General features: G+C 69.6%; 11 protein-coding genes. 8 read left to right on the top strand and 3 right to left on the bottom strand.

The genetic code is table 11. The features are described from left to right. Positions 1-30: 30 nt before the first annotated feature. From AC5JCN_RS22685 to AC5JCN_RS22665, 5 genes are all read left to right on the top strand, one after another. The gene (locus AC5JCN_RS22685; RefSeq protein ID WP_495757359.1) at positions 31-180 is read left to right on the top strand and encodes a hypothetical protein; all 150 of its coding nucleotides are present in this window, start codon (positions 31-33) and stop codon (positions 178-180) included. 3 nt (positions 181-183) lie between these two features. Beyond that, positions 184-462: a hypothetical protein gene (locus AC5JCN_RS22680; protein ID WP_495757358.1), complete on the top strand. Its 279-nt coding sequence runs from the start codon at positions 184-186 to the stop codon at positions 460-462. 316 nt (positions 463-778) lie between these two features. Then, positions 779-1,036, top strand: coding sequence for a hypothetical protein (locus tag AC5JCN_RS22675; protein ID WP_495757357.1), 258 nt, complete (start codon positions 779-781; stop codon positions 1,034-1,036). Positions 1,037-1,124: 88 nt separating this feature from the next. Then, positions 1,125-1,619 carry a YciE/YciF ferroxidase family protein gene (locus AC5JCN_RS22670; RefSeq protein ID WP_495757356.1) on the top strand — a complete coding sequence of 165 codons (495 nt, stop codon included), beginning with the start codon at positions 1,125-1,127 and terminating at the stop codon, positions 1,617-1,619. A gap of 276 nt (positions 1,620-1,895) precedes the next feature. Further along, positions 1,896-2,414 (top strand): VOC family protein, encoded by a 519-nt coding sequence (locus AC5JCN_RS22665; RefSeq protein WP_495757355.1) that lies wholly within the window; start codon positions 1,896-1,898, stop codon positions 2,412-2,414. A gap of 217 nt (positions 2,415-2,631) precedes the next feature. Here the strand turns inward: AC5JCN_RS22665 and AC5JCN_RS22660 are convergent, their stop codons facing one another. From AC5JCN_RS22660 to AC5JCN_RS22650, 3 genes are all read right to left on the bottom strand, one after another. Further along, entirely contained in the window at positions 2,632-4,839 is a 2,208-nt protein-coding gene (locus AC5JCN_RS22660) for an FAD-dependent oxidoreductase (RefSeq protein ID WP_495757354.1), read from the bottom strand. Positions 4,840-4,841: 2 nt separating this feature from the next. Continuing rightward, entirely contained in the window at positions 4,842-6,050 is a 1,209-nt protein-coding gene (locus AC5JCN_RS22655) for an acetyl-CoA C-acetyltransferase (protein ID WP_495757353.1), read from the bottom strand. A 76-nt stretch (positions 6,051-6,126) separates the two neighbouring features. Continuing rightward, complete coding sequence (locus AC5JCN_RS22650) at positions 6,127-7,905, bottom strand: acyl-CoA dehydrogenase C-terminal domain-containing protein (protein WP_495757352.1); 1,779 nt, start codon at positions 7,903-7,905, stop codon at positions 6,127-6,129. Positions 7,906-8,144: 239 nt separating this feature from the next. Here AC5JCN_RS22650 and AC5JCN_RS22645 point away from each other — a divergent pair, with 239 nt between their 5' ends. The 3 genes from AC5JCN_RS22645 to AC5JCN_RS22635 all read left to right on the top strand — a co-directional run bounded on the left by AC5JCN_RS22645 (position 8,145) and on the right by AC5JCN_RS22635 (position 13,487). Beyond that, a complete protein-coding gene (locus tag AC5JCN_RS22645) occupies positions 8,145-11,651 on the top strand; it encodes a hypothetical protein (RefSeq protein WP_495757351.1) in 3,507 nt (1,168 codons plus the stop codon). A 154-nt stretch (positions 11,652-11,805) separates the two neighbouring features. Next, positions 11,806-12,732 carry a sulfite exporter TauE/SafE family protein gene (locus tag AC5JCN_RS22640; protein ID WP_495757350.1) on the top strand — a complete coding sequence of 309 codons (927 nt, stop codon included), beginning with the start codon at positions 11,806-11,808 and terminating at the stop codon, positions 12,730-12,732. Further along, positions 12,729-13,487 carry a TIGR02186 family protein gene (locus tag AC5JCN_RS22635; RefSeq protein ID WP_495757349.1) on the top strand — a complete coding sequence of 253 codons (759 nt, stop codon included), beginning with the start codon at positions 12,729-12,731 and terminating at the stop codon, positions 13,485-13,487. The genes AC5JCN_RS22640 and AC5JCN_RS22635 overlap by 4 nt, the downstream gene beginning before the upstream one ends. Positions 13,488-13,489 lie beyond the last annotated feature (2 nt).

Genomic DNA, 13,489 nt, shown 5'->3' with positions numbered 1-13,489 from the left:
TTGACTGGCGTCTGAAGGCAGGAGGCTCACATGGCCACCACGAAGCAGAGCGGGTCGAAGCAGACGTCGTCGAAAGCCGAGCACAAGCCGGCCAAGGCCGGCAACCACGAGGGCAAGGCGATGGAGGCCGGCTCCGAATCGCGCAAGCACGTCGCCAAGGCGCCGTCCGGAAAGAAGTAGACGTTGTCGGATCGCGCGGATCCGGCTGCCGGTGCGGCAGGTCCCGGCCCGGACGGCCAGTTCCTGACGCGCCCAGTCGACTACCGCGCGCTGCGGATCGTCCTCACGACGCTGCTGATCGGCGACGTTCGGGCGGACCTGCACGTGCTCGCATCCGAATTGCAGATCCTGCTCGACGAAGCCGAGCGCTCTGCCGACAAGGAGCGATGGGACGACAGGATCCTCGTTCGCTGGGCGGAGTTCGAGGCCGCGATGCGCGACGCCAAGCGGCAGGCGGGCTGATCCAGCCACACAAGGGAAACGCCCGGCACAGCTCCCCCGAGACCGTGCCGGGCGCCCCTGTCCACGGCGACGTATCGCCATGGTAGCGCTTGGACGACCGGCCGGCTGCTTCGCTCCGGCCCTTTGGCCGAGGCGATCCAGTTCGCCGGCCATCCATTGCGGCTACCTTGCCAAGCTGCAGCGGAGGCGTCTTTGATCGAGGTCAATGGTGCACTTCCGGAAAGCCTTTCGTGCATGCTTGCGGAAATGCACCTTGCGCGCGCATGATCGCGCGAAGGCCGCGTTTGCGGCCGGGGCTTTTTGGGGAGAATGACTGATGAGGATCGCCGCGCTGATACTGGCCGGAGCCTTGCCGATGTTGGCAGCCTGCAGTTCGGGGCCGCACTGGGCTCAGCCGGTGATTGCGCAGGATGGCTCGTTCGCGGGGCCTGCCGTGGCAACACAAGGGCATCTTCCCCTCCGGGCCGACTACGAGGATGCCTGCGAGACCGGCAGCGGCAAGTGGAGCCATGGCGGATGGCGCAGCTACGGCCCGTGCCCGCCGCGCGGTGCAGTGGTGCGCGCAAGCTACTGAAGACGATTCGTGATTCGCCGGCCGGGCGCGGAACCGGCTGGCCCGCCTGTGGTTGAGCGGTCTCTATTTCTGAAGAGGGACCAACACCATGGCAGCCAAGGAAAAGACGCTCGAGGACCTGTTCCTCGAGACCCTGAAGGACGTCTATCACGCCGAGAAGCAGATCCTGCGCAACCTGCCGAAAATGGCCAAGGCTGCGCAATCGGAGGAGCTGAAGCAGGCCTTCCAGCGTCACCGCGACGAGACCGAGCAGCAGGTCGAGCGCCTGGAGCAGGTGTTCGAGCAGCTCGGCAAGCCGGCCCGTGCCAAGACCTGCCAGGCCATCCTTGGCATCATCGAGGAGAGCCAGGAAGTCATGGAGGACTTCAAGGGCTCGCCCGCGATGGAAGCCGGCCTCCTCGCCGCCGCCCAGGCAGTGGAGCACTACGAGATCTCCCGCTACGGCACGCTGAAGACCTGGGCCGGCCAGCTCGGCATGAAGGATGCGGTGAAGCTGCTCGACCAGACGCTCGCCGAGGAGAAGAAGACGGACGAGTTGCTCAGCAAGCTCGCCGAGCAGACCGTGAACCAGAAGGCGGCCTGAATCGCCGGGCCGTCCGGCCCACCGGACGAGCCGGTGGAGAGGTCCTGCCGAGTTCGTCGAAAGCGGCGGACAGGCGTAGACCGAGGCATTGGCTTTCTAACGACACGACGGGCCGGTTTCATGCCGGCCCGTTTGCTTGTGCGCACCGCACCGGGCGATCATGGCAAGAGGATCCTTGCACCTGCGCAAGCTGTTGATGCTGGCCACTGGGCCGTCGCGAGCTTACGTATCTTTCGTGCTCCGCATCATTGCGGTAGCCGGAATGAGGACGCCGCCATGAATGAGCAGACCGCGAACCCGCAGCTGAAGGGCTTTCCCCCGATTGCAGCCGGCACCCGGATCGGCCACGTCCACCTGAAGGTCGCCGATTTGCAGCGGGCGCTGGCCTTCTACTGCGGCATCCTAGGCTTCGAGGTCCAGCAGTTCTACGGCGACCAGGCGGCCTTCATCTCCGCAGGCGGCTACCACCACCATATCGGCCTCAACACATGGGAGAGCCGCGGAGGGTCTCCGCCGCCGCGCGGCACCACGGGCCTCTTCCACACGGCCATCCTCTACCCGACGCGGCGTGACCTTGCGGACGCGCTGAACAGGCTCGTCGTGGCCCGCTATCCCCTGACGGGAGCGTCCGACCACGGGGTCAGCGAGGCGCTCTACCTCGACGACCCCGACGGGAACGGTGTCGAGCTCTACTGGGACAAGCCGGAGAGCCAATGGCCGAAGAACCCCGACGGCACGCTCGCCATGGTCACCCGCCGCCTCGATCTCGACGGCCTGCTGGGCGAGCTCGCGTAAATCCCTGGAGCGCGCGTCTTCAGACACGCACCTTCCTGCCGGGCGGGTCTGAAGACCCGCGCTCCGGGCAAGGGCGGGCACGGCTCGTGATGCTCATGCGAGCTGGCGCAAATCCCCGGAGCGCGCGTCTTCAGACGCGCACCTTCCTGCCGGGCGGGTCCGAAGACCCGCGCTCCGGGCAAGGGCGGGCCCGGCTTTTGGAAGCTTTATGCGCTTTTCAGGCCGCCATCGCCGGCGCGAAGCGCCCGTAGAAGGTCTCCCCCTGAGCCGCCATGTCGCGGAGGAGGGCAGGAGGCGCGAAGCGGGGACCGTGTGCCTTTTCAAGGGCCTCGCACATGGCCACGAAAGCCGGCAGGCCCATGCCGTCGATGTAGGACAGCGTGCCGCCGGTGAACGGCGCGAAGCCGAAGCCCAGGATGGATCCGACATCGGCCTCGCGCGGATCGGTGACGATCCCCTCCTCCACGGCGCGGGCGGCCTCGATGGCCTGCACGGCCAGGATGCGGCGACCAAGCTCCTTCACGTCGAGTGTATCCGGATCCAGCCGCTCCCCGGCGATCCCGGCGAGGCCGGGCCAGAGCCGCTTCTGCCCCTTCTCGGGATAGTCGTAGAAGCCCTTGCGGTTCTTCCGTCCGAGGCGCCCATGCTCCTGCACCATGGCTCGCAGCAGCTTCTCCTGCCTGGGATCCACGGCCTCAGGCCCGACCTGGGCCTTGGTCGCGTCCAGGATGCGTAGCGCGAGGTCGATGGCGACCTCGTCGGTCAGCGCCAGCGGGCCGACCGGCATGCCCGCCATCTTCGCCGCGTTCTCGACCATGGCGGGCGGCACGCCTTCCATCACCATCAGATGGGCTTCGAGCAGGTACGCGCCGACGCAGCGGTTGGCATAGAAGCCGCGCGCGTCGTTGACGACGATCGGCGTCTTGCGAATGGCGCGCACGAAGTCCAGCGCGGTGGCGAGCGCCACGTCGCCCGTTTCCGGCCCCCGGATCACCTCGACCAGCATCATCTTCTCGACCGGCGAGAAAAAGTGGATGCCGACGAAGCGGGCGGCCGGGCCGGCATGCCGGGCGAGCCCGGCAATGGGCAGCGTCGAGGTGTTGGACGCGAACACGGTTTCCGGTCCGAGCGCGGCTGCGACGCGCGAGAGCACATCGGCCTTCACCGCCGGATCCTCGAACACGGCCTCGATCACGAGGTCGCTGCCGGCGAGGTCCGCGACGTCGCCCGAGGCGGTGATGCGCGCCAGCAGCGCGTCCCGGTCCGCCGTCTTGGCGCGGCCTTTCATGATCTGGTCGGTCACGAGCTTGTGGGAGTGGGCCTTGCCCTTCTCGGCTGTCTCGAGGTCGCGGTCGACCAGCACGACGTCGAGCCCGGCGAGCGCCGCCGAGTAGGCGATGCCCGATCCCATGAAGCCCGCGCCGACCACGCCGATCCGCCGCAGCGTGCTGCGTGGCACGCCGGCAGGCCGTCGTGCTCCCTTCTCCAGCTCCTGCTTGGAGAGGAACAGCGAACGGATCATCGCCGCCGCCTCGGGAGAGCGCAGGATGCGGGCGAAGTGGCGGCTCTCGACCGTGAGCGCCAGATCCATGGGCAGCTGCAGGCCCTCGTAGACGGACTGCAGGATCGCCTTCACGGCCGGATAGTTGTCGTGCGTCTCGCGGCGGTAGATGGCGTTGGCGGCTGGCCAGGTCATCATCCCGGCCGGCGAGTAAACGCGGCCGGAGGGCAGCCTGTAGCCCTGCTCGTCCCAGGGCGCGACAGCCTTGCCGCCTCCGAGGATCCAGGCCCGCGCCCGTTCCACGATTTCGCCGCGCGGGGCAACCTCGTGTACGAGGCCCATGCTGCGGGCCGCGGCCGGGCGGATCTGCTCGCCCTTGAACAGCATCTGCAAGGCGTCGCCGGTCTGCATCAAGCGCGCCACGCGCTGCGTCCCTCCCGCACCGGGGAAGAGACCCACCTTCACCTCGGGAAGGCCGACGCGCGTGGAGGGATCATCGGAGACCACGCGATGGTGGCAGGCCAGGGCCAGCTCGAAGGCTCCGCCCATGCAGACGCCGTTGATGGCGATTGCGAAGGGTTTCCCGCAGGTCTCCAGCCGACGGTAGAGCAGCGTCAGGCGGCGCGTCTCTTCGAGGAAGAAGCGCATCGCCTCCTCCTCGCCGCGCTCCTTGCGCAGCCGGGAATATTCGGCGCCGAGCCCCTGCAGCATGGCGAGGTCGGCGCCGCCGGAGAAGCTGTCCTTGCCGGATGCGATGACACAGCCCTTGATGGCGGTGTCCTCCGACACCCGGACAATCAGGCCGGCGAGTTCCTCCATCACCTGCGGCGTGATGACGTTCATCGAACGCCCCGGCATGTCCCAGGTGGCGAGCGCGATGCCGTCGCCATCGACCTCGAAGCGGAACTGCGTGAAACCCGTCATGATCACACCCGCTCGATGATGGTGGCCGTGCCCATGCCGGCGCCGATGCACAGCGTCACGAGTGCGGTCGACTTGCCGCTACGCTCCAGCTCGTCCACCGCCGTGCCGAGCAGGATCGCGCCGGTCGCGCCCAGCGGATGCCCGAGTGCAATGGCGCCGCCGTTCACGTTGACCTTGTCGCGATCGACCCCGAAAGCCTGCAGGAAGCGCAGAACCACGGCGGCAAAAGCCTCGTTGACCTCGAACAGGTCGATGTCGCCGATGTCCATGCCGGAACGCTTCAGCACCTTTCGTGTCACGTCGACGGGGCCCGTCAGCATCAGCGCCGGCTCGGAGCCGATATTGGCGAAAGCGCGGATCCGCGCCCGCGGCTTCAAGCCGGCGGCCTTCCCGGCCTCGGCCGTGCCGATGAGCACCGCAGCCGCGCCATCCACGATGCCCGAGGAATTGCCGGCGTGGTGGACGTGCTGGATGGCCTCGATCTCGGGATGCGCGTCGATGGCGACGGCATCGAAGCCCCCCTGCTCTCCCATCATGGCGAAGGAGGCCTTGAGACCGGCGAGCGACTGCATGTCCGTCTGCGGGCGCATGTGCTCGTCGCGGGCCAGGAGGGTCAGGCCGTTGACGTCGCGCACCGGCGCCACGGCGCGGTCGAAGCGGCCGTCGGCCCACGCCGCCGCAGCGCGGCGCTGGCTCTCGACGGCGTAGGCGTCGACGTCGTCGCGGGAGAAGCCGTACTTGGTGGCGATGAGGTCGGCCGACACGCCCTGCGGCATGAAATAGGACTTCACCGCGATGGAGGGGTCGACCGGCCAGGCGCCGCCGGATGCGCCGATGCCGATGCGGCTCATGGACTCGACGCCGCCCGCTACCGCCATGTCCTGCTGGCCGGCCATCACCTGCGCCGCGGCGAAGTTCACCGCGTCGAGCCCGGAGGCGCAGAAGCGGTTGATCTGCACGCCGGGAACGCCGTTTCCGTAGTTGGCCACGAGCGCGGCGGCGCGCGCGATGTCGCCGCCCGCCTCGCCCACCGGATCGACGCAGCCCAGCACCACGTCGTCGACGAGGGTGGGGTCGAGGCCGTTGCGGTCCTTCACCTCGCGCAGGACGTGGGCGGCCAGCGCCAGCGCGGTCACCTCGTGGAGGGCGCCGTCGGGCTTGCCGCGTCCCCGCGGTGTGCGGACGTGGTCGTAGATGTAGGCCTCGGTCATCGCGGTCTCCTCGGCGCCGGCGCGCGCCAGAATGGTCCCCGGCGCAGGGCGGCACAAGCCGCGCCTGCGCCCCCCGTCAGAACAGGTCCGCCGACAGCGACATCACGGTGTCGGCGCCGGCCGTGATCCGCGCGAGCCGCAGGCCGGTGCCGGGCAATTCGCGCTCGGCGAAGTAGCGCGCCGCGGCAAGGCGGGCCTTGTTGCCGGGCGCATCGGGATCGCGCAGCGCGGCCCGGGCGATCTGCGCCGAGACATGACCCAGCGCGACGAGGCCGAAAAGGTGCATGTAGTCCGTGGCCCCGGCGCCCGCATTGTCCGGCTTCGCCATGGCGTTCTGCATGAACCACATCGTGCCTTGCTGGAGATCGCCAAGCCCCTTGCCCAGCGGCTTGACGAAGGGCTCCATGGCCGGATCCTCGCCGGCCTCTTTCACGAAGCCGGCCACCTCGCCGAAGAAGGCCATGGCGGCGCGCCCGCCATCCTTCGGCAGCTTGCGGCCGACGAGGTCGAGCGCCTGGATGCCGTTGGCCCCCTCGTAGATCTGCGTGATCCGCGCATCCCTGACGAACTGCTCGAGCCCCCATTCGGCGATGTAGCCATGGCCGCCCAGCATCTGCTGTGCTCGCACCGTGTTGTCGAAACCCCAGTCGGTCAGCACGCCCTTGATGACGGGCGTCAAAAGGCCCAGCCGGTCCTCGGCCGCCTGCCGCGCTGCGGCATCGGGCGAGCGGTGCACGATGTCGCTGGCCATGGCGGCGCCGAGCATGAGCCCGCGCGCAGCCTGGTTGAAGGCCCGGATGCCGAGCAATGTCCGGCGCACGTCAGGGTGCACGATGATGGGGTCGGCCGGCTTGTCCGGCGCCTTGGCGCCGGTGAGCGAGCGGCCCTGCAGACGGTCGCGGGCGTAGTCTGCAGCGTTCTGCAGCGCCACCTCGGACTGGGAGAGGCCCTGGATGCCGACGACGAGCCGCGCCTCGTTCATCATCACGAACATGGCGGGCAGGCCGCGGTTCTCTTCGCCGACCAGCCAGCCTTTGGCGCCATCATAGTTCAGCACGCAGGTGGAACTCCCGTGCAGGCCCATCTTGTGCTCGATGGAACCGCACGACACGCCGTTGTCCGTTCCGGGCGATCCGTCTTCCCGGGGCAGCCGCTTGGGAACGAGAAAGAGTGAAATGCCCTTGGTGCCGGCCGGCGCGCCCTCGATGCGGGCCAGCACGAGGTGCACGATGTTGTCGGTGAGGTCGTGCTCGCCGCCGGAGATGAAGATCTTGGTGCCGGTGATCGCGTACGAGCCGTCACCGGCCGGAACGGCCTTCGTCCGGATCAGGCCGAGGTCGGTGCCGCAATGTGGCTCGGTGAGGTTCATGGTGCCGGTCCACTCGCCCGTCGCCATGCGCGGCAGGTAGGTGGACTTCAGCGCCTCGGACCCATGCGTGTAGAGCGCGGCGGCGGCGCCCATGGTGAGCCCGCCATAAGCGCCGAGCGCCATATTGGCGGAGGCCATGAACTCGCTGACCGCGCAGGTCACAACATAGGGAAGTCCCTGCCCCCCATAGGCGGGGTCGACGGACAGCCCGATCCAGCCACCCTCGGCAAAGGTGCGGTAGGCCTCCCGGAAGCCGTCCGGCGTCGTCACGCGACCATCGGCATGGCGGGTGCAGCCCTGCACGTCGCCGGTCCGGTTCAGCGGCTGGAACACCTCCGAGGCAAGCCGCCCCGCCTCGCCGAGAATGACCTCCACCGTGTCCAGCGGTGCGTCGGAGAACCCGGGCAGATTGCCCAGCGCCTCGTAGCCGAGGACTTCCCGCAGCAGAAAGAGCATGTCGTCCGTCGGGGCGGTATAGCGGGGCATGGCGGTCGTCCGGCGCCGCAGGGCGCGGCATCAGTTTACATATAAACTATCCCTCCTCCCCGCCCAAGCGGGAGCCTTGCCGCATGGTTGAGATGCGGGATTCAGCCGTGCCTTAACGGCTTATTTACTCTGTTTGCGAAAAGTCGGGCATGACGCGGCCTGCGTCGGCGAAGCGGTCGCCGGTGCAGCGTCGCCAGGAGCAGTCCCGTCACATCGGGATTCGACCAAAGGGGACCGAAGTGCCGCCCCAGACGAGCGCAACGACGAAGCCCAGCATTCCCTGGAGCGTGAAGGGCGTCGACCTCGAGACGAGGGAGACTGCCAAGGAAGCTGCGCGCAAGGCGGGCATGACGCTCGGCGAGTGGCTCAACACGGTCATCGCGGAAACCTCCGACGAGGGCGCGCGGCGCCGCGCGCGGCGGCTGAGGGACGAGGCCGAGCGCGAGGAGCTGACGGAACGCATCGAGCGCCTGGGCCGAATCGGGCGGGAGGCAGCCCGTCATGCGGCGGGGCCGGACATCACCCCTTCGATCGAGCGGCTGATCGAGGAGTCGCGATACCGGAACGATGCTCTCGAGCAGAAGACGGCCACCGCCATCGGCGCGCTCGTCGGCTTCATCGAGCGCTCCGACCAGACACGGCGCAACGAGGTCGGTGCCATCGCCTCCGCACAGGAGCGAACCTCCTCGGCCTTGCGCGAGGCGCTGCACCTCGTCACGCAGCGGCTCGACATGCTGGAGCGCAACGTTTCAGGGGGCGCCGGCGAGGGCCTGACGCCGCTCCGCCAGGCGGTGTCCCGCCTCGAAAGCCGGATCGACGACCTCGGCACCCGCGAGGCGGCCGGACAGTTCACCGGGCCCATCCATGAGACGATGCGCGGCCTTGAGCAGCGCCTCGTCGAAATCGCCGAACGGCTCGACAAGGGGGGCGTGGCCCCCTCGACGGGCACCGAGGCGGACGCGCAGCGCATCGAGCGGCTGGAAGCCGCCCTCGGCGCGCTCGTCGACCGGCTCGGCCCCATGGGCGAAGGCGAGGCGATCGGCATGCGCCTTGCGGGCCCGGATCCGCTTCTGACCGGCCTGCGCGAGGACGTGAAGGGCCTGTCGACCCGCATGGAGCAGCTGGTTAAGGCGCATGCCGAGCAGGAGGCGCGCGCCGTCCCGGCCGTCGAAGCGCTGCGCGGCGATGTCGGCTTTCTCACCAAGGTCGTCGAGAGCCTGCCGGCCCGCATCGACGTGTCGGTCATCCATCGCGAGCTCGCCTCCATGCGCAAGACGGTGGACGGCGTGCAGGCTGGCGGCGGCGAGGCTGTCGGCGAACGCCTGGACGCGGTCATCGAACGGCTGGACAGAATGGGCGAGGGGTCGGTCACCGCCGCCTCGCTCAGCCCCCTGCAGGAAGCCGTGGAGGATCTTCGGGCTCGCCTCGCGGACCAGGGCGATGCTCCCGGCCCGGCTTCGCTCGATGCCCGCTTCGATACGCTCGAGGCCCGGATCGCGGCGCTCGACCATGGCGCAGTCCTGGACCGCATCGATACGCGGCTGGATTCCATTCGCGCGGGGTTGGAGACCGATTCCGCCGCGGAGCAGGACGGCTTCGCCGCGCTGGCAAGCCGCGTCGAGCGAATCCTGCAGGCCGTCGAGTCTCCCCCCTCCGCGCCGGACTTCTCGCCGCTTCAGGCCGAACTGTCGGCCATGCGCAAGCAGATCGAGGCGGCGAGCCGGCCCGATGCCGGCTCCGGTGCTCTCGACGCCCTGCAGGCCCAGATCGCCTCGCTTGCCGAGAAGCTGGACCGGCCGGACGACCCCGGAATCGCTGCGGTCCTGTCACTGGAGAAATCCGTCGGCGAACTCTTCTCCCGCATAGAGGAGGCGAGGCGCAGCACCGTCGAAGCGGCCGATGCGTCAGCCCGCAGGGCGGCCGACGAGGCCCTCGCCAAGGCGAATGGAATGCCCGCGATGTCCGGGGAAGCCGTCGCCGAGCCCGACCCGGGCACCCGCGCCATGCTCGACACGGTGCAGGACACGCTGGAGCGCATCGTCGATCGCCTCGCCGCTCTCGAATCCGACATGGCCGGCGACCGCGTCAAGCTGCTCGAGGCCCTGCGCAGCGCGGCCGAGCGCGGCCCCGGCGAGGCCGCTGCCCCGGCACTCCCGGAGCAGCCCACCGCGCAGCAGAAGATCGCGGCGGCCCTCGCCGCGGCTGAGGCTGCACGTGCGCTCGGACCGAAGCCCGCCGCCGGGCCAAAAGCTGCCCCCGCTGCCCAGGACATGCGCCCGGCGCCTGCTGCTGCTCCTGTCGAAGCGCCCCCCGCGTCCGACACGATGTCGTTCGACGCTTTCCTGAACACTCCGGAGGTGACGCCGCCGGTGGCCGAGGCCGCCCTTCCGGCGGCCGACATTCCGCTCGAGCCAGGGACGGGGCGCCCTGCCGCCCCGCTGGATACCGCGCCAGAGCCGGAGATGCCTGCGCCCGAGACGGGCAAGTCCGCCTTCATCGCCGCTGCCCGCCTCGCCGCCCAGACCAGCGGAGCCCGGAAGGGCAAGACCGACGCCAAGCCTGCGGCAAAGGCGGAGGCCGAAGCGGTGGCGGGGGAGAAGGCCGCTGCGACGACCAGCCGCTATCGCCGCCCGCTCCTGATCGGCCTGGCCGCGATCGTGCTCGCCTTCGCTGCGGCGCAGGTGGGCCGCAACCTCCTCGCCAACGGTTTCCTCGGCGAGCGCCTGTTCGGCGGCGGTGCTTCCGCACCCGACGCCGGCGCCCCGGCGCCGGACCAGGGCAGCGCTCCGGCCGCCCCCGACGCGGCGCCCGCGCCCGACGCTGCCCCGGCCTCGCCTCCCCCTGCCGGGGAAAAGCAGTCCAACGCCACCGGCGAACTGCCGCCTCCGCCACCTTCGGCTGCACTGGAGCCGACCCCCAACGGCCAGCCGGGCAGCTTCCAGGCCTCCGCGCCCGGACCGGACGGATCGGGCTTCTCATCCCGTGACCCGGAAGCGGTCGGCGCGATCACGGCAGCCCCGTCGCTCGACGGAGTGGGGGCCAAGGTGCCGGTGCCGGCCATGCCGGCGCAGGGACTTCCCAAGTCACTGCAGCGCGCCGCAGCCGACGGCAACGCCGGTGCATCCTTCGAGATCGCGTCGCGCTACTTCGAGGGCAAGGGTGTCACGCGTGACACCAAGCTGGCGGCAGCCTGGTTCGAGAAGGCCGCGCTGGCCGGCTCCGCGCCGGCGCAGTACCGCATCGGCAGCATGTACGAGAAGGGCGTGGGGGTGAGCGTCGATCTCGTCCGCGCCCGCACCTGGTACCAGCGCGGCGCCGAGGCGGGCAACGTCAAGGCGATGCACAATCTGGGTGTCGTCCTGGCCGACGGGGCCGGCGAGAAGCCCGACTATGCCGCCGCGGGCCAGTGGTTCCGCAAGGCGGCTGCCTACGGGCTGCGCGACAGCCAGTACAACCTCGCCATTCTCGCCGCGCGCGGGCTCGGCATGGAGAAGGATCTCGCTCAGTCCTGGACGTTCTTCGCCCTCGCCGCCGTGCAGGGCGACACGGACGCTGCCCGCAAGCGTGACGAAGTCGGCAGCCGGCTCGACCCCGACAGCCTCGCCAAGGCCAAGGCGGCTGTCGACGGCTTTGTCGCCATGAAGCCGGATCCGGCAGCCAACGAAGTCGCCGTGCCGCCCGGCGGCTGGGACCGCGAGCAGACCGGCGACGCGCGTAAGGATAAGCCGAAGTCGGCGCGCCTGTGACGCAGCGCCGGACACGCTTCACTCTGCGGCATTGACGTTGCCCTGCCCGCCGGGGTTGATGCCTTCAGCGTCGCGGCGGCCTCGTCGCGCCGACGTGTAGCTGTTCCGCCACGCCAGGACCTCCTGCGGAGGGCGGGAGACCCGGATTGATGGCGTGCAGATCTACCTGCCGATAGCCGACCTGCCCGTCAGCATCTTCCTCGTCCTGGGGCTCGGGGCCGCGGTCGGGTTTATCTCCGGCATGTTCGGCGTCGGCGGCGGGTTCCTGATGACGCCGCTGCTGATCTTCATCGGCATCCCGCCGGCGGTGGCCGTGGCCAGCGAGGCGGCGCAGATCGCGGCCTCCTCGATGACGGGCGCCATCGCCTACTGGCGCAGGCTGGCGCTCGACTTCAAGCTCGGCACGGTGCTGCTGGCCGGCGGCATCGCCGGGACCGTGCTCGGCGTGCTCTTCTTCAACGCGATGCGGCGCGTCGGCCAGCTCGAACTGGTCATCGTGCTGTCCTACATCACGCTGCTCGGTACCGTCGGCGGCATGATGCTGGTGGAAAGCCTTCGCTCGATCCTCTCGGCGAGGCGGGGCGTCGTGCCCCCGCGGCGGCGCGCCGGGCCCAGGCCCTGGTACTTCGGCCTTCCGCTGCGCATGCGGTTCCATCGCTCCCGGCTCTATGTCAGCGTCATTCCGCTGCTCGCCCTGTCAATCTCCGTGGGCTTCGCCGGCGCCGTTCTCGGCATCGGCGGCGGGTTCATGATGGTGCCGGCGCTGATCTACATGTTCCGCGTCCCGACCGCCGTGGTGGTAGGCACGTCGCTGTTCCAGATCCTGTTCACGATGGTGGCCGCCACCATCCTGCACGCGGCGACCAATGCCTCGGTCGACGTGGTGCTGGCCATGCTGCTCGTCATCGGCGGCGTCTTCGGCGCGCAGTTCGGTGCGCGGGCCGGCCGCAACATCAGCGGCGAGCAGTTCAGGCTGCTGCTCGCGCTCATCGTGCTCGCCGTCTGCGTTCGCTTCGTCGCCGAAATCGTGGTGCGGCCAGACGACCTGTTCTCCGTCGGCATCGTGGACCCGCGCTCATGAGGCTGCGGGCACTGCTTCTGGCCGCCGGGCTCATCCTGGCGCATGCCTCCGGCGCGCGGGCCGAGCGGATGATCGTGACCCTGTCCGGCGACCAGGTGCACATCACTTCCACCTATACGGGATCGGAGCTCGTCGTGTTCGGCGTCATCGAGCGCGACAGCGCCAGCGGGCCGCGCGTCGAGCCCTACGACGTCGTCGTCACGTCGATAGGCCCGAGCGTGCGCGCCGTCGTGCGCCAGAAGGAGCGCGTCGGGCCGGTGTGGGTCAACCTCAACCAGCGCAAGTTCTTCGACGTGCCGTCGATCATCGCGGTGCTCGCCTCCCGGCCCCTGCCGGAGATGACCACCATCGAGTTCCGGCGCCGCTTCCGGTTGGGCATCGAGCCGATCATCGAGAGCACCGCCACCGACTCCCCCGACGTCCAGTTCCAGGAGGCCCTGATCCGGCTGAAGAAGGAGGCGGGGCTTTACCGCGAGGACGGCGAGGGAGTGCGGTTCCTCACGCCTACCGTGTTCCGCGCCACCGTCCCGGTGCCGGCGACGGCGCCGGTGGGTCGGTATGCGGTCGACATCTCGCTGCTGGCCGGCGGGGTGCAGGTGGCGCGAGCCGATACGGCGTTCTTCGTCGACAAGGCGGGATTCGAGGCCCTCGTGGTGCGCAGCGCGCGCAGCAACCCCGTGGTCTACGGCATCGCCACCGCCGCGATGGCTATCGCCTTCGGCTGGCTCGCCAGCATCATCTTCCGCCGCGACTGACC

The sequence above is a fragment of the Alsobacter sp. genome (genome assembly GCF_059501845.1).
Note: the sequence above shows the minus strand (reverse complement) of the source record. Positions and strands in the feature narration are given on the sequence as shown.